The organism is Nonomuraea sp. NPDC050202, from assembly GCF_040656115.1.
GTDB lineage: Bacteria > Actinomycetota > Actinomycetes > Streptosporangiales > Streptosporangiaceae > Nonomuraea.
The window spans coordinates 76,210-91,623 of the sequence record NZ_JBFALF010000007.1 but is presented as its reverse complement, the minus strand read 5'-3'; the positions used below and the strand labels follow the sequence as shown (position 1 = coordinate 91,623).

The following is a 15,414-nucleotide window of genomic DNA, read 5'->3' as shown; positions in this document are numbered from 1 at the left end:
CCCCGCGATCAAGCGTCGCCGGTGCGCGCGCTCGTGTGCCAGCCCAGCACCGCCCGCTCCACGCCCAGGAACGCCGCGTTGAGCCCGATGCCGAGCAGCCCCAGCAGCACGATCCCCGCCCACATGGCCGGGATGTCGAACTGGCTCTGCGCCTCCAGCATGCGGTGTCCGATCCCCTCGCTGCTGCCCACCAGCTCGGAGATGACCATCATGATCAACGCCAGCGACACGCTCAGCCGCAGCCCCGCGAAGATCTTCGGGGCGGCGGCGGGCAGGATGATCCTGGTGAGCCGCTGCCAGGAGCTCAGCCGGTAGACCGCGCCCGTCTCGATGTACTGGCGGTCGACGTGGCGGGCGCCGTCCATGCTGTTGATCAGCACGGGCCAGACGACGCCGTACACGATCGAGGCGAGCTGCATCGGCGTGCCCACCTTGAACAGCACCAGGAACACCGGCAGCAGCGCGGCGGGCGGGACCGAGCGGCCGAAGTGCACCAGCGGCTCCACCAGCCCCGACAGCCACGCCGAGCGTCCGAGCACGACCCCGAACAGCACCCCCGCCGCGCACGCGATCGACCACCCGGTGAACAGCCTGGACAGGCTCGGCAGCAGGTCCGCCACCGCCTCGTCGGTGAGGAACACCCGCGACAGCGGCCCGGAGAACCACAGCTCGTGCAGCCGCGCCACGATCTGCGACGGCGGCGGGAAGTACGTGGCCTGCACGGCCCGCGTCACCAACTCCCAGGCCGCCACCGCCACGGGCAGCAGCCAGTACCACGCCACCCGCCGCACGACGCTCACGTGCCCTCCCCCGTCCGCGTGTGGTGCCACCGGAACAGCCGCCGCTCACCCGCCGTGAACAGCAGGTTGGCCGCCAGCCCGAGCACCCCGGCCCACACCGTGGCCGCCAGCACCCGGTCCAGCCGGTTGGCGCTGCCCGCCAGCGACTGGAACGCCCCGATCCCGCCGCCGCCGGGCGCCAGCAGCTCCACGCTCACGGCCACGATCAGGGTGACCGCCACCGCGATCCGCACCCCCGTCGCGATGAACGGCGCCGCGCTCGGCAGGCTCACCCGCAGCGCCACCGCCAGCGGGCCGAAGCCGAAGCTGCGCAGCGTCTCCTTGGCCAGCGGATCGACGTCGCTCAGGCCGTACATCGTGTTGATGAGCAGTGGCCACGAGCAGGTGTAGACGACCAGTGCGGTCTTGGCGTCGTGCCCCTCGGGGAACAGGAACACCGCCAGCGGGATCAGCGCCACCGACGGGATCGGCCGCAGGAACTCCACCAGCGGCCGCGCCGAGCGCTCCATGAACGGCACCGTCCCGAACAGCAGCCCGACGGGCACGGCGACCGCGATCGCGATCACCAGCCCGAGCAGGCACGGGCCGAGCGTGGCCAGCACGTCGGTCCTGAACTGCGCGTCCAGCGGCAGCGTGGCCGCCGTGGCGAGCACGTGCGACACGTACGGCAGGAAGTCCGGGATCAGCCCGGTCCGCCCGGCCACCTCGGCGGCGGCGAGAAACCCCACCACGCCGGCGAGGCCGAGCACACCGCGCCGGGGCTTGGCGCTGATCGCGCCGCGCCCGGTCCGAGGGGTCATCCGCCCACCGACGCGAAGAGCTGGCCCACGTCCACCTTGGCCTTCAGGTAGCCGTAGCCGTGCATGAGGTCGGCGAGCTTCTGCACGCTGGCCCTGTCGGGCTCCATGGTGAACGTCCCGAGCGTCATCGCCGCCGCGGTGTCCGCGGGGATCTGCGTGTACGTCGGCACGACCTCGTCGATCGCCCTGCGATCGGCGCCGGCGACCTCCTGGGCCTTGGCCAGCGCCCGGTGGAAGGCCGCGGCCGTCTTCGGGTACTTGGTCAGCCACTGCTCGGTGACACCCCAGCCGTCGATCGGCACGCCCTCGGTGACGCCGCTCGTGGTGTCGACGATCTGGGTGGCGCCGCCCTTCTTGGCCGCGCTCAGGAACGGCTCCACCAGCCACGCCGCGTCCACCTTGCCCGTGGACAGCGCGCCGAGCTGGTCGGCGAACGGCACGGGGACGAACTTGACCTCCTCCGGCCTGACCCCGGCCTCCTGGAGGTGGGCGTTGGTCACCGTCTGCCCCAGCGCCTTCAGCACGTTGACCCCGACCGTCTTGCCCTTCAGGTCGGCGACCGTCTTGACCGGCGAGCCCTTGGCCACGACCACGCCGGAGACGTTCGGGGCGCCGCCCATGGTGTGCTGGAACAGCTTCAGCTTGGCCGCGCCCGAGTCGTTGATGGTCATGAGCACCACGTAACTCGTCATGAACGCGTCCATGCTGCCGTTAACGATCTTCGGCATGACCGCCGTCGGAGCCTGGATGATCTCGGTCTTGACCGTCAGGCCCTCTTCCTTGAAGAAGCCCCGTTTCTCGGCGATGAACAGGGACGCCGAGGACGGCACCGGCACCACGCCCACCAGGAGCTGGGTCTTCTCCAGCCCTCCGGATGACGCGGCGCCGGTCGTGCCGGCCTGTCCCTCTCCTCCTCCGCCTCCGCACGCGCTGAGCGCCAGCGCCACTGCCATGCCCGCGACTACGATCCTGGTCAGTTGCATCGCCACTGCCTTTCTGAGTCCGGTGGTCCGGCGGAGGCTGGGAAGGGGTCAGCGGCGGCGCCTGGCCTCGATGAGGTTGGCGCCGGATCCGAGTTCGACGACGTCACCGAGAACCAGCCCCGCCTGGTCGAGCACGGCGGCGTACTCGTCGCGGCTGCGCTCGGTGCCGCCATTGAAGATCGCCAGCATCCGCATGTCAATGTCCTTGCCGAGGTGCGGCTCCTCGCTGTCGGGGAGCACCACCTCGAGGATGAGGACGCGCCCTTCGTGGTTCATTGCCTCGCGGACGTTGCGCAGAATCCTGACCGCATCGTCATCGTCCCAGTTGTGCAGGACGCTGGCCAGCAAATAGACGTCGCCGCCTGCCGGAACCCCGGCGAACATGTCGCCGGCGACCACCTGCGCCCGGTCGGCCAGGCCCTCGGCCGCCAGCGTCTGCCTGGCGTGCTCCGTCACGTACCCCAGATCGAGCAGGACACCGCGCATCTGCGGGTTGGCGTGCAGGATCGTGGCCAGGATGTGGCCCTTGCCGCCGGCCACGTCCACCACGGTCGCGGTGGCGGGGAAGTCGTACCGCTTGGCCAGGCCCTCGGTGAGGGGGATGGCCCTGGCGGTCATGTAGTCGTCGAACATCCGGCTGACGTCCGGATGGGCGGCGAGGTGGTCGTACAGGGGCCCGTAGCGCTTGATGAAGGCCGAGCCGCCGTCGCGGACGGTGGCGGGCAGCATGCCCATGGCGTACCAGAAGCTCTCCTCGCCGAGCATGCGGATCGACGAGCGGACCGAGTCGGGCACGTCGGAGCGCAGCGGCGTGCCCTTCTCGGTCAGGTCGTACAGGTCGGGCCCGGCCACCCTGACCACGCCCATGCTCGCCAGCTCGCGCAGGACCCTGCGCAGCGAGGGAGCGTGCGCCCCGCAGCGCCGGGCCAGCTCGGCGCTGCCCAGCGGCCCCTGCGCGAGGTGGTCGGCCAGGCCCAGCTCCGCCATGGTCAGCAGGGCCGCGAAGCGGGAGATGTCTCCTACGGCTCCCCATAAGAGGTCATCGGAATGCGGCATGTGTCCTTCCAGGGGATCACGGGTTGCGGTTGGCCTGCCGGTGCCAGACGAGCACGCGCCGTTCGGCCAGCACGAACAGGCTGTTCACGACGTAGCCGAGGATGCCGAGCAGCGCGATGGCCGCCCACACCCCCGCGCCGTCGAAGCTGCGCTGGGCCTGCAGGAGCTGGTACCCGATGCCGTCGGAGCCGCCGAGGAGCTCGCTGATCACCATCATGATCAGGGCCAGGGACAGGCTCAGCCGCAGCCCGGCGAAGATCTTCGGCGAGGCGGCGGGGAGCAGCACCACGCGCAGGTACTGCAGCTTGGACAGGTTGAAGACCGTCGCCGTCTCGGTGTAGGTGCGGTCCACGGCCCTGACGCCGTCGATGGAGTTGAGCAGCACCGGCCAGATCACGCCGAACACGATCGTCGAGAGCTGGGTGATCAGGACACCGCTCACGGTCTCGCTCGACAGGCCGGCCATGACCACGAGGAACACCGGGATCAGCAGCGGCGGCGGGAGCGCGCGGCCGAACTCGATCAGCGGGTTGACGAAGTCGGTCGCCGCGCGGGAGCGCCCGAGCAGCACGCCCGCCAGGATCCCGATCAGCGCCGCCAGGATCCAGCCGCCGAACATGCGCCCGAGACTCGGCAGGATGTTGGCGATCGCGTCGTCGGTGAGGAACACGCGGGCGACGGGGCCGGAGAACCACAGCTCGTACATGCGGACGACGATCGTCGTGGGCGGCGGGAAGTCGGGGTCCCCGATCGCCCGGGTGATCAGCTCCCACACCACGAGCACGGCGGGGATCACCAGGAATCTGGGGAGGTTCTTCATGATTGCGTGGCTCCCGTCCGCATCCGGTGCCAGTGGAAGAGGCGCCGTTCGCCGGCCATCAGGAGCACGTTGGCGAGCACCCCGATGACGCCGGCCCAGAACGTGGCCGCCATCATGAGGTCCGTCCTGTTGCCGCTGCCCGCGACCGTCACGAAGACGCCGATCCCGTTGAAGCCGCCGGCCAGCAGCTCGGCGCTGACGGCCAGGACGAGCGCGATGCCGGCGGCGATCCTGATGCCCGTCGCGACGAACGGGGCGGCGCTGGGCAGGCTCACCCTGGCCAGCACGGCCAGCGGGCCGAAGCCGAAGCTGCGCAGCGACTCCTTGGCGAGCGGGTCGACGTCGTGCATGCCGTACAGGGTGTTGATGAGGATCGGCCAGACCGAGGCGTACACGATGACCGAGATCTTCATCAGCCCGTCCACCGGGATCAGCAGGATCGCCAGCGGGATGATCGCCACGGAGGGGATCGGCCGCATGAACTCGAGCAGCGGCCGGATCGCCCGCTCCAGCGGGGTCAGCGCGCCGAGCAGCACGCCCACCGGGACGGCGATGACGGTCGCGATGAGCAGGCCGAGCACCCAGTTCGTGAGGGTCGTGCCGACGCCGGCCATGAACTCGGGGTCGGCCGGCAGGCGCGCGGCTTCCAGCAGGATGGTCGAGGGGGCGGGGAAGTCCAGCTGGCCGCTCACGCCGAAGCGGATGACCAGCTCCCCCACAACGAGGAACCCCGCGGCGCCGATGGCGCCGCGGAGCAGACGTGCACCGGTCATCCGTTCGACGAGGGAGCCGCGATGACCGACTTCACGTCGATCGGGCTCTTCAGGTAGCCGTACTCGAGCATGAGGTCGGCGACCTTCTGCAGGCGGTTGGCGTTCAGCTCACTGGGGAACGAGCCCAGCGTGATCACCGAGGCCGTCTTGGCGTCGATCTTCGTGTACTTCGGCAGCATGGCCTCGATCTCCTTGCGGTCGCTGGAGGCGAGCTGCTGCGCCTTGGCGATCGCCCGCTGGAAGGCGGCCAGCGTCTTCGGGTACTTCGCGGCCCACTCCTCGGTGGCCATCCAGCCGGCGATGGGCAGGTCGGCGGTCTGGCCGGTCATCGTGTCGGCCAGCTTGCGGAAGCCGTGCTGGCTCTGGTTGGCCGTGATGAACGGCTCGGTGATCCAGCCCGCGTCGGCCTGGCCGCTCAGGATCGCGTTGCCCATTTCGGGGAACGGCTTCTCGACGAACTTGACGTCGGTCTCCGCGAGGCCGGCCACCTTGAGCTGCGAGGTCGTCGAGAGCGTGGCGATGTTCCTGAGGTTGTTGACCAGAACGGTCTTCCCCTTGAGGTCCGCCACCGTTTTGATCGGCGAGTCCTTCGGGACCATGATGTTGAAGGTGTTCGGGGCGGCCTGGTACATGTCCGCGACCAGCTTGATCTTCTTGCCCTGGCTGACCGCCAGGAACGTCGAGACGTAGTTGGTCTGCGAGATGTCGAGCGAGCCGTTCTCGATCGCCGGAATGGCCGCGGCGCCACCGGTGATGATCTTCGGCGTGACGGTCAGGCCCTCCTCCTTGAAGAAGCCCTTGGCGTTGGCGATGTAGAGGGATACCGGGTCCGGAATGGGGAGCGCCCCGACCGTGATGGTGGTTTTCTCCAAGCCGTTGCTGTTGGCGGAGGTCTCCGGAGTGTCGGAGCCTCCGCAGCCGGCAAGGGTGAGAGCGACTGTGACGCCGAGAACAATGGCGTGACAGCGCAGTTTGCGTGTCATCGGGGGGTTCTCCTACCAGGGGGAAGTCTTCTGGAGATCGGCACGGCATGCCGGGCGTGAAGCGTACCGGAGGGGAGATCCGAACGGCAGCACTATGCCACATTTATGCCGTTTATCGGCAAAATATGTCTGTGCGCCGCTATAGATGTAAATAGCGCTGTAAGTGGTGCTTAGTGACTGTATGTCCGGATTGAAGCGTTGGTTGCGCTCCGTGTCCAGGGGTTTGCCACGTGAACAATGTGTGAGTTGGAACGGTTGAAAACCGTCGAGACGTTGGCCTAAGTATGAGGTTTGTGCTCAAATTGGGCCTCGAACTTGCCTGCGATCACTCGTCCGTGTGACGAAGCCGCTGAGACCCCCTAAAGCAGGCCATGGCGAGAGGTTGCCACCAGTGAGGACAACAACGACCGGCTCCGGTCGTGGTAGCGCTCCGGACGTTCCGGAAGAGTCTGCGGGCGGTGCGGCGCCGCCGCAGCCGCAGCAACCGCCCCGCTCGGGCAGCTCGTTCGCGCTGCGCAACTGGCGCGTGCGTACCCGCCTCATCGCTCTCATCGCCATCCCCACGATCGTGGCCGTGATCCTGGGCGCGCTGCGCGTCACCAGCTCCATCAGCAGCGCCCAGCAGTACCAGCTCATCAGCGACTCAGGAAGGCTGGTCGCCCAGATCGGCGAGCTCTCCCGCGATCTCGGTATGGAGCGTGACCTGGCCGCCCGCTTCGTCGCCGAGGGCAGGCGGGACGAGGAGAAGCTCAAGAGCCAGCAGGGCATCGTGGACGCCAACGTCACCCGCACGCTGGATCTCGCCAAGACCGTCGAACCGTCGCTGTCGGACCTGGGCCGCAGGACCCTCGACCGGATCGAGGTCCGGCTCAGCCAGCTCGCCTCGCTGCGCCAGACGGTCGTCGGCTCGGAGCTCCCGCCGCTGCCGACCGTGGAGAAGTACTCCGAGACCGTCGCCGACATGCTGCAGATCTACGACGAGCTCGGACAGGGCTCCACGGACGAGCAGCTCATCGCGACGGCCTCCGCGCTGCGCGCCATCGCCCGCGCGCAGGAACAGGCATCCAAGCAGCGCGCGCTGCTGACGATCGCGCTGGTCAGGGGCGAGTTCGAGGAGCCGGAGTTCAACGCCTTCCTCGACGCCCGCTCCCGCCGCGAGAGCGAGCGGACCGCGTTCAACACGGTCGCCACGGCCGCGCAGCGCCAGAACTTCGACAACACGGTCGCCAGCCGGAAGATCGGCCTCGCCGAGCTGTACATCAGCCGCGCCGTGCTGCTGAACAACAACGGCCAGTCCCTGCGCCGGCTCGACAACAAGACCGTGAACGACACCGACAGCTGGTTCGACGCCATCTCCGAGACCGTCGACCGGCACCACCAGGTGCAGAAGTCGCTGTCGGAGCAGGTGGCCACCCGAAGCGCCGACGTCGCCAGCGGCGACAGGCAGCTCGCCGCGATCAACATCGGCATCGTGATCGCGCTGCTGGTCCTGGTCCTCGCGATCACCGCCCTCATGGCCGGCTCGCTGGTACGCCCGCTGCGCCGCCTGCGCGGCGACGCCCTGAAGATCGCCGGGCACACGCTGCCCGACCTGGTCCGCCAGCTCCGCAACACCGACGTCGACCCCGACCAGCTACGGGTCCCGCCCATCGAGATCAACTCCAGGGACGAGATCGGTGAAGTCGCCCGGGCCTTCGACGAGGTGCACCGCGAGGCGGTCCGCCTGGCCGGTGAGGAGTCCCGGCTGCGTTCCAACGTCAACGCGATGTTCGTGAACCTGTCGCGGCGCAGTCAGACGCTGGTGGAGCGGCAGATCACCCTGATCGACGGCCTGGAGCAGGGTGAGCAGGACGAGCAGCGGCTGGGGAACCTGTTCAAGCTGGACCACCTGGCCACCCGTATGCGCCGTAACAGCGAGAACCTGCTGGTCCTGGCCGGCCAGGAGCCACCGCGCCGCTGGAGCCAGCCGGTCAAGCTGGTCGACGTCGCCCGCGCCTCGCTGTCGGAGGTCGAGAACTACGAGCGGGTCGTGCTGGAGGTGCCGGAAGGCGTCTCCATCGCCGGCCAGGCCGTCAACGACGTCATCCACCTGCTCGCCGAGCTGATCGAGAACGCCCTGTCGTTCTCGCCCCGCGAGACCCGCGTCCCCGTCTCCGGCAGCCGGATCGACGGCGGCGGCATCATGCTCTCCATCAGCGACTCCGGCATCGGCATGACCGCGGAGGAGCTGGCCCAGGCCAACGAGCGGCTGACCGACGCGCCCACCGTGGACGTCTCCGTCTCGCGCCGCATGGGCCTGTTCGTGGTCGCCAGGCTGGCGCACCGGCACGGCATCCGCGTCCAGCTCCGCCCGCACGGCTCCGGCGGCCTGACCGCCATGGTGCTCATCCCCGAGTCGCTGCTCGGTGCGCAGGCCGCCCCGGTCAGCACCCCCGCCGCCGCGGGCGGCGCCTCCAGGGAGGCCTTCCACACGCCGCAGCCGGCGGCCGCCAGCCCCTGGCCCGCCTCGTCGTTCCAGCTCGGCCCGGGACACCCGTCGTATCCGTCGTACCCGTCGGAGCCCGTCCCGCAGGGCGGCAGCGGCTCCTGGGCGTCGGGCCCGGCCTTCCCCGCCGAAGCCGGCGGCTGGATGTCGTCCGACTCCTCCAACGACGTCTGGGTCAGCTCGCGCGGCCCCATGACCGGCGACAGCGGGTTGCCGCAGCGGGAGAGCGGCCTGCCCCAGCGCGGCGTGCTGCCCGACGAGACCCGCCCGTGGACGCGCGGCCCCGAGCAGCCGCTGCCCGCCAAGGGCAGCTTCAACAGCTTCCCCGAGACCGAGTCGGCCGCGACCGGCCCCATGCCCGCCGTCAAGCCGGCCTCGGCGGGGGACGAATACCTGCCGATCTTCGCCTCGGTGGAGTCGGCCTGGTTCGACCACAACGCGGCCGAGGCCAACGCCACGTGGGGCTCGGCCAACGCCGACGCGGGCTGGAGCAGGGCGGAGGCCGTACGCGAGCCGGTGCGCGACGGCGCGACGGCGGCGGGCCTGCCCAAACGGGTGCCCAAGGCCAACCTGGTGCCCGGCTCGGCGGACACCGTATCGGCGCCCAAGGGCGTCGCACCCATGCCGGCGGTCTCGCCCGAGCGCGTACGCAGCCGGCTGTCGAGCTTCCAGCAAGGCTTCAGGGCCGCGCGCGACGACATCAGCGAGGGCAGGACGTACGGGTCCGGCCCCAGGAGTGACAGTAGGGATGAGGGCGCATGAGCGAGCGCAGCGAGCGGCCAGTCACACACAGCCGACTGTCGTTCATGCGATCGACGAAGGAGAGCGCATGAACGACCTGAGCCACGCGGCACGTGGGGTGGACTGGTTAATCACCGACTTCGTCAGTACCGTTCCAGGAGTCGCGCACGCGGTGGTCGTCTCGTCCGACGGATTGCCGCTGGCGGCTTCGGCGGGTTTCCCCGCCGATCGGGCCGACCAGCTGGCCGCCATCGCGTCGGGTCTGGTCTCGCTGACGCAGGGCGCGGCCAGGGTCTTCGAGGGCGGCGCGGTCAATCAGACGATCGTGGAGATGCAGCGCGGTCTGATGCTGATCATGTCGATCAGTGATGGTTCGTGTTTGGCGGTGCTGGCGGCGCCGGACTGTGACATGGGTCTGGTGGCGTATCAGATGACGCTGATGGTCGATCGCGCCGGTCAGGTGCTGACTCCGGCTGTGCGCGCCGAGCTGCGCGCCAGCCAGACCAGGTGATGTAGGTGACGAATTCGTGGAACAGCGGCGGTTGGGAGCCCCCGCCCCCGCCCGTCAGCTCTGACCCCGCCTCCCCTGTACGGCCGTACGCCGTGACAGGCGGGCGGACCGCGCCCAAGGTCAAGCTGGCGATGGAGGCCCTGGTGTCCTCGGCGACCGCCGAGCACCGGGAGTTCTCCCACATCACGCCCGAGTACAAGGCGATCAGCCAGCTCTGCCTGCAGGTCAGGTCGGTGGCCGAGGTTTCGGCGCTGCTGCGGATCCCGCTCGGCGTGGTGCGTGTTCTGATCGCGGACATGGCGGCGGAAGGCCTGGTTCGGGTGCATCAGCCGCAGCTCGAGGCAGGCAGACCGGACGTCAACCTGCTGGAAAGGGTGCTCAGTGGACTACGCAGGCTCTAGCCCCGGCCTCACGTCGACGAAGATCGTCGTCGCCGGTGGGTTCGGGGTGGGCAAGACGACGTTCGTGGGAGCGGTGTCGGAGATCATGCCGTTGACGACGGAGGCCGTCATGACGGACGCCTCCGCCGGGATCGACGACCTCGGCATGACGCCGCTGAAGTCGACCACGACCGTCGCCATGGACTTCGGCCGCGTGTCCCTGGACCGTGACCTGATCCTGTACCTGTTCGGCACGCCCGGGCAGCACCGGTTCTGGTTCATGTGGGACGACCTCGTACGGGGCGCGATCGGCGCGGTCGTCCTCGTGGACACCCGTCGTCTGGCCGACAGCTTCCCGGCCATCGACTACTTCGAGGAGGCGCAGCTGCCGTTCGTGGTGGGCATCAACGGCTGGGACGGCTCCTACCCGCACAGCGACACCGAGGTGCGCGACGCCCTCACCTTGTCGCCGCACATCCCCATGGTCCGGTTGGACGCCCGCAAGAAGGACTCGGTGAAGAACGTCCTGATCCAGCTCGTCGAGCACGCGCTGACGGTCAGGATGGCCGTGCCAGGCTGGAGCGGCTAGCGGAGCGGATAGGCTGGAGTCTTAGACGTACATTCGCTTCGAGGACTGGCCAACCACGTGTTCGAGACGCTATCCGACCGGCTGACATCGGTCTTCTCCTCCCTCCGATCCAAGGGGCGGCTGTCCGATGCCGACATCGACGCCACCACCCGCGAGATCCGCATCGCCCTGCTCGAGGCCGATGTCGCGCTGCCGGTGGTCAAGGCGTTCGTCGCCCAGGTCAAGGAGCGCGCCCGCGGTTCCGAGGTCTCCCAGGCGCTGAACCCGGCGCAGCAGGTCGTCAAGATCGTCAATGACGAGCTGATCGGGATCCTCGGCGGCGAGACCCGCAGGCTCCGCTTCGCCAAGACGCCGCCGACCGTCATCATGCTGGCGGGCCTCCAGGGCGCGGGCAAGACGACGCTGGCGGGCAAGCTGGCCAGGTGGCTGCGGGAGCAGGGGCACGCGCCCATGCTCGTCGCCGCCGACCTGCAGCGGCCCAACGCCGTCCAGCAGCTCCAGGTCGTGGGCGAGCGCGCCCAGGTCGCCGTCTTCGCGCCCGAGCCGGGCAGCGGCGTGGGCGACCCGGTCGAGGTCGCCCGCAGGTCGATCGACGAGGCCAGGCGCCTCAACCACGACATCGTCATCATCGACACCGCCGGCCGCCTGGGCATCGACCAGGAGATGATGCAGCAGGCCGCCGACATCCGCGACGCGGTCACGCCCGACGAGACCCTGTTCGTGGTCGACGCCATGATCGGCCAGGACGCCGTCACGACGGCGCAGGCGTTCATGGAGGGCGTCGGCTTCGACGGCGTGGTGCTGACCAAGCTCGACGGTGACGCCCGCGGTGGTGCGGCGCTCTCGGTGCGGCACATCACGGGCCGGCCGATCATGTTCGCGTCCACGGGTGAGAAGCTCGAGGACTTCGACGCCTTCCACCCCGACCGGATGGCCTCGCGCATCCTCGACATGGGTGACATCCTCACCCTGATCGAGCAGGCCCAGAAGACGTTCGACGAGGAGCAGGCCGCCAAGATGGCCGGCAAGCTCACCTCGGGCGAGAACTTCACGCTCGAGGACTTCCTCGAGCAGATGATGATGGTCCAGAAGATGGGCCCCATCAAGAACCTGCTCGGCATGATGCCCGGCATGGGGCAGATGCGCGACCAGATCAACTCCATCGACGACCGCGACCTCGACCGCATCGCGGCCATCATCCGCTCGATGACCCCGGCCGAGCGGCAGGACCCCAAGATCATCAATGGCTCGCGCCGCGCCCGCATCGCCGCCGGTTCCGGCGTGACGGTGAGCGCGGTGAGCAGCCTCGTCACCCGCTTCTTCGACGCCCAGAAGATGATGAAGCGGATGGCAGGCGGCATGGGCATTCCCGGCATGCCCGGCGGGAAGGGCAAGGCCGGCAAGGCGCAGAAGAAGGCCAAGAAGGGGCGGCGCGTCAGCGGCGACCCGCGCAAGGCCGCGCTGGGCAAGCCGTCGGCCGCCGAGCCGGCCGCCGACGCGCCCCAGCAGGGCGGTGTGCTGGGCAACCTCGGCGGGAAGCTGCCGCCGGGGATGGAGCTTCCGCCCGGCTTCGACCCGTCCAAGCTGCGCTTGCCCGGGCAGAAGTAGGACGTCGGCGGCGGGGTGGGGGTATCCACCCCTTGCCGGACCTTTGCGGTGCGCTGTCGTGACAGGTCGTAGGCAGTGCCGTCGATCTGGCACAATGACATGTTGGAACACCGTGGCCATGCGGGTGCCCTCTCACCTCCCGCCGGACACGCCTGTCCCTGGAGCGTCATCCCGTCGTGCCCCACTCGGCGAGGTGCCGTTCACCACGCTCGAATGCAGGAGAGACCACACCCGTGGCAGTCAAGATCAAGCTCAAGCGGCTCGGCATGATCCGCAACGCTCAGTACCGTATCGTCATCGCCGACAGCCGCACCAAGCGTGACGGCCGGGCGATCGAGGAGATCGGCCTGTACCACCCGAAGGAGAACCCTTCGCGCATCGAGGTCAACGCCGAGCGTGCGGCTTACTGGCTGGGTGTCGGCGCGCAGCCGACCGAGCCGGTGCTCAAGCTGCTCAAGCTCACCGGTGACTGGCAGAAGTTCAAGGGCGAGCCCGCTCCGGCGCCGCTGCTGGTGGCCGAGCCCGCGCCCGACCGCCACGCCGTCTACGAGGCCGCGGCCAAGGAGGCGCTGTCCGGTGGCGACACCGGCACGACCGCCACCACGCCGCGGAAGAGCAAGAAGAAGGACGAGGCCGAGGCCGCCGCCGAGACCCCGTCCGAGGGCGAGGCCTGACGTGCTCGAGGAGGCTCTCGAGCACCTCGTTAAGGGCATCGTCGAACATCCCGACGATGTCCGGGTCCGCGCACGCCGCATTCGCAGCGGGCGCGTCCTGGAGGTCCGGGTGCACCCCGAGGACCTGGGCAAGGTCATCGGACGCGGCGGGCGCACCGCCAAGGCGCTGCGCACGGTCGTGAACGCCCTGGCCGACGGGAAGTACGTGCGGGTCGATCTGCTCGATCTGCACGAAGCAGTCCGTTAGCGTCAGGTTTGTGCGCCCTCATCGGTCTCGTTCCGATGGGGGCGCTCCGCGTTGAGAGAGAAAGCAGGTTCACGTGCAGCTGGTCGTCGGCCGGATAGGCCGCCCGCACGGGGTACGCGGTGACGTGACCGTGGAGGTGCGCACCGACGATCCCGAGCTGCGCTTCGTCGCCGGCAAACCGATCGCGACCGATCCCGCCGACCGGGGGCCGCTCGTGGTCACCGGGCGCCGGTGGCACAAGGGTGTGCTGCTGCTGACGTTCGAGGGGGTCGCCGACCGCGACGCCGCCGAGGAACTGCGCGGCACCATGCTGGTCATCGACTCCTCCGAGGTGACGCCCTCCGACGACCCCGACGAGTTCCACGACCATCAGCTCATCGGGCTGAGCGTGCAGACCGTCGCGGGCGAGCCGGTCGGGGAGGTGGAGGACGTGCTCCACCACGGCCAGGACCTGCTCGTGGTGCGGCGGAAGGGCCAGGAGGACGCGCTCATCCCGTTCGTCAGGGAGCTGGTGCCCGAGGTCGACCTGGAGGCGGGCCGGCTGGTCGTCGACCCTCCGGAAGGGCTGCTGTGATGCGGCTCGACATCATCTCGATCTTCCCCGAGTACTTCGCGCCGCTCGACGTCTCGCTGATCGGCAAGGCCCGTGAGCGGGGCACGCTCGACGTACGGCTGCACCAGCTGCGCGACTGGGCCCACGACGTGCACAAGACCGTGGACGACACCCCCTACGGCGGGGGTCCTGGCATGGTCATGAAGCCCGAGGTGTGGGGCGAGGCCATCGACGCCGTCGCCGAGGGGGGCTCGCCGCGGATGATCGTGCCGACCCCGAGCGGGCGGCCGTTCGACCAGGAGCTGGCGCAGGAGCTGGCGCAGGAGCCGTGGCTGCTGTTCGCGTGCGGCCGCTACGAGGGCATCGACTCCAGGGTCATGGCGGAGTACTCCTCGCGGATGCGCGTGGACGAGGTCAGCATCGGCGACTACGTGCTGGCCGGCGGCGAGGTGGCGGTGCTGGTCATGGTGGAGGCCGTCGGCAGGCTGCTGCCCGGCGTGCTGGGCAACGCCCAGTCGGCCGTGGACGACTCGTTCGCGCCCGGGTCGATGCGGAACCTGGTCGAGGGGCCCGTCTACACCAAGCCGCCCGTGTGGCGCGGGCACGAGGTGCCTGCCGTGCTGCTGTCCGGACATCACGGAAATGTCGCCCGCTGGCGGCGTGACGAGGCGATCCGGCGCACCGTACGGAACCGGCCCGAGCTGGCGGCGGCGCTCGACCCGGAAACGCTCGACAAGCACGACAGGAAGCTGCTCGAAGAGCTCTCGTTTCGCCTCCAGCCGGAAGATGTGGCAAACTGAATCGCTGCCAACCGTCTATCGGTTGGTCCGTCATGCCCGGGAAACGGTCCCGGGCACATCAAACCAGCAAGCGTGTCCGCCGCGAGCTCAGGCCGGGTGGACCTCCGCGTGCTCGCGAGGACTTGAGGACAGCTCTCATGCACACGAAGATCCAGGAGCTCGAGAAGGCGACCCTGCGCGGCGACGTGCCGGCGTTCCGCCCCGGTGACACGCTCGAGGTTCACGTCCGAGTCGTCGAAGGAAACCGCTCCCGCATCCAGGTCTTCAAGGGCTTCGTGCTGCGCCGCCAGGGCAGCGGTGCCCGCGAGACCTTCACGGTCCGCAAGGTCAGCTACGGTGTCGGCGTCGAGCGTACCTTCCCGGTGCACAGCCCGGTCATCGAGAAGATCGTGCTCGTGACCCGCGGTGACGTGCGTCGCGCCAAGCTCTACTACATGCGCGACCTGCGCGGCAAGGCCGCCCGCATCCGCGAGAAGCGCGAGACGGCCACCGCCAAGTAACCAGGTGGTCTTTTTCGATGGCCCGCGCCTCGCGCGGGCCATTCGGCTTTACAGGGCCGTTTCCTTTATGTGGAGCGACTCGTGCACGGTGTAACGTCGGTCGAGGCTTGT

General features: G+C 69.3%; 17 protein-coding genes. 10 read left to right on the top strand and 7 right to left on the bottom strand.

Annotated features, from left to right (window positions below; all coding sequences use genetic code 11):
• Window positions 1–8 precede the first annotated feature (8 nt).
• The 7 genes from AB0I79_RS21445 to AB0I79_RS21415 all read right to left on the bottom strand — a co-directional run bounded on the left by AB0I79_RS21445 (window position 9) and on the right by AB0I79_RS21415 (window position 6,215).
• Window positions 9–800: an ABC transporter permease gene (locus AB0I79_RS21445; RefSeq protein ID WP_357875484.1), complete on the bottom strand. Its 792-nt coding sequence runs from the start codon at window positions 798–800 to the stop codon at window positions 9–11.
• Window positions 797–1,600 (bottom strand): ABC transporter permease, encoded by an 804-nt coding sequence (locus tag AB0I79_RS21440; protein WP_357875482.1) that lies wholly within the window; start codon window positions 1,598–1,600, stop codon window positions 797–799. Before AB0I79_RS21440 ends, AB0I79_RS21445 begins: the two co-directional genes overlap by 4 nt.
• Window positions 1,597–2,553: an ABC transporter substrate-binding protein gene (locus AB0I79_RS21435; RefSeq protein WP_357875480.1), complete on the bottom strand. Its 957-nt coding sequence runs from the start codon at window positions 2,551–2,553 to the stop codon at window positions 1,597–1,599. Before AB0I79_RS21435 ends, AB0I79_RS21440 begins: the two co-directional genes overlap by 4 nt.
• 78 nt (window positions 2,554–2,631) lie before the next feature.
• Window positions 2,632–3,639, bottom strand: coding sequence for a methyltransferase (locus tag AB0I79_RS21430; RefSeq protein WP_357875478.1), 1,008 nt, complete (start codon window positions 3,637–3,639; stop codon window positions 2,632–2,634).
• A 16-nt stretch (window positions 3,640–3,655) separates the two neighbouring features.
• Window positions 3,656–4,459, bottom strand: coding sequence for an ABC transporter permease (locus AB0I79_RS21425; RefSeq protein ID WP_357875476.1), 804 nt, complete (start codon window positions 4,457–4,459; stop codon window positions 3,656–3,658).
• Window positions 4,456–5,232: an ABC transporter permease gene (locus AB0I79_RS21420; RefSeq protein ID WP_357875474.1), complete on the bottom strand. Its 777-nt coding sequence runs from the start codon at window positions 5,230–5,232 to the stop codon at window positions 4,456–4,458. The genes AB0I79_RS21425 and AB0I79_RS21420 overlap by 4 nt, the downstream gene beginning before the upstream one ends.
• Window positions 5,229–6,215 carry an ABC transporter substrate-binding protein gene (locus tag AB0I79_RS21415; protein ID WP_357875472.1) on the bottom strand — a complete coding sequence of 329 codons (987 nt, stop codon included), beginning with the start codon at window positions 6,213–6,215 and terminating at the stop codon, window positions 5,229–5,231. The genes AB0I79_RS21420 and AB0I79_RS21415 overlap by 4 nt, the downstream gene beginning before the upstream one ends.
• Window positions 6,216–6,606: 391 nt before the next feature.
• Here AB0I79_RS21415 and AB0I79_RS21410 point away from each other — a divergent pair, with 391 nt between their 5' ends.
• From AB0I79_RS21410 to rplS, 10 genes are all read left to right on the top strand, one after another.
• Window positions 6,607–9,462: a nitrate- and nitrite sensing domain-containing protein gene (locus tag AB0I79_RS21410; protein ID WP_357875470.1), complete on the top strand. Its 2,856-nt coding sequence runs from the start codon at window positions 6,607–6,609 to the stop codon at window positions 9,460–9,462.
• A gap of 67 nt (window positions 9,463–9,529) precedes the next feature.
• Window positions 9,530–9,952 (top strand): roadblock/LC7 domain-containing protein, encoded by a 423-nt coding sequence (locus tag AB0I79_RS21405; RefSeq protein WP_080042345.1) that lies wholly within the window; start codon window positions 9,530–9,532, stop codon window positions 9,950–9,952.
• A gap of 5 nt (window positions 9,953–9,957) precedes the next feature.
• Entirely contained in the window at window positions 9,958–10,353 is a 396-nt protein-coding gene (locus AB0I79_RS21400; RefSeq protein ID WP_080042344.1) for a DUF742 domain-containing protein, read from the top strand.
• Window positions 10,334–10,921, top strand: a complete 588-nt coding sequence (locus AB0I79_RS21395) for an ATP/GTP-binding protein (protein ID WP_080042343.1) — start codon at window positions 10,334–10,336, stop codon at window positions 10,919–10,921. The genes AB0I79_RS21400 and AB0I79_RS21395 overlap by 20 nt, the downstream gene beginning before the upstream one ends.
• A 57-nt stretch (window positions 10,922–10,978) precedes the next feature.
• Window positions 10,979–12,529: a signal recognition particle protein gene (gene ffh / locus AB0I79_RS21390; protein ID WP_357875468.1), complete on the top strand. Its 1,551-nt coding sequence runs from the start codon at window positions 10,979–10,981 to the stop codon at window positions 12,527–12,529.
• Window positions 12,530–12,762: 233 nt separating this feature from the next.
• Window positions 12,763–13,203, top strand: a complete 441-nt coding sequence (gene rpsP / locus AB0I79_RS21385) for a 30S ribosomal protein S16 (protein ID WP_357875466.1) — start codon at window positions 12,763–12,765, stop codon at window positions 13,201–13,203.
• 1 nt (window position 13,204) lies between these two features.
• Window positions 13,205–13,450, top strand: coding sequence for an RNA-binding protein (locus AB0I79_RS21380; protein ID WP_043634919.1), 246 nt, complete (start codon window positions 13,205–13,207; stop codon window positions 13,448–13,450).
• A gap of 73 nt (window positions 13,451–13,523) precedes the next feature.
• Entirely contained in the window at window positions 13,524–14,024 is a 501-nt protein-coding gene (gene rimM, locus AB0I79_RS21375) for a ribosome maturation factor RimM (protein ID WP_357875464.1), read from the top strand.
• Entirely contained in the window at window positions 14,024–14,803 is a 780-nt protein-coding gene (trmD, locus tag AB0I79_RS21370) for a tRNA (guanosine(37)-N1)-methyltransferase TrmD (protein ID WP_357875462.1), read from the top strand. The genes rimM and trmD overlap by 1 nt, the downstream gene beginning before the upstream one ends.
• Before the next feature lie 137 nt (window positions 14,804–14,940).
• Window positions 14,941–15,303, top strand: coding sequence for a 50S ribosomal protein L19 (rplS, locus tag AB0I79_RS21365; RefSeq protein WP_357875460.1), 363 nt, complete (start codon window positions 14,941–14,943; stop codon window positions 15,301–15,303).
• Window positions 15,304–15,414 lie beyond the last annotated feature (111 nt).

Bases quoted from the DNA above. Each gene is read 5' to 3' on its own strand.
- AB0I79_RS21430 (WP_357875478.1), bottom strand. From the start codon at position 3,639: ATGCCGCATTCCGATGACCTCTTATGGGGAGCCGTAGGAGACATCTCC.
- AB0I79_RS21405 (WP_080042345.1), top strand. From the start codon at position 9,530: ATGAACGACCTGAGCCACGCGGCACGTGGGGTGGACTGGTTAATCACC.
- AB0I79_RS21420 (WP_357875474.1), bottom strand. From the start codon at position 5,232: ATGACCGGTGCACGTCTGCTCCGCGGCGCCATCGGCGCCGCGGGGTTC.
- trmD (WP_357875462.1), top strand. From the start codon at position 14,024: ATGCGGCTCGACATCATCTCGATCTTCCCCGAGTACTTCGCGCCGCTC.
- rplS (WP_357875460.1), top strand. From the start codon at position 14,941: ATGCACACGAAGATCCAGGAGCTCGAGAAGGCGACCCTGCGCGGCGAC.
- AB0I79_RS21425 (WP_357875476.1), bottom strand. From the start codon at position 4,459: ATGAAGAACCTCCCCAGATTCCTGGTGATCCCCGCCGTGCTCGTGGTG.
- AB0I79_RS21435 (WP_357875480.1), bottom strand. From the start codon at position 2,553: ATGGCAGTGGCGCTGGCGCTCAGCGCGTGCGGAGGCGGAGGAGGAGAG.
- AB0I79_RS21415 (WP_357875472.1), bottom strand. From the start codon at position 6,215: ATGACACGCAAACTGCGCTGTCACGCCATTGTTCTCGGCGTCACAGTC.
- AB0I79_RS21440 (WP_357875482.1), bottom strand. From the start codon at position 1,600: ATGACCCCTCGGACCGGGCGCGGCGCGATCAGCGCCAAGCCCCGGCGC.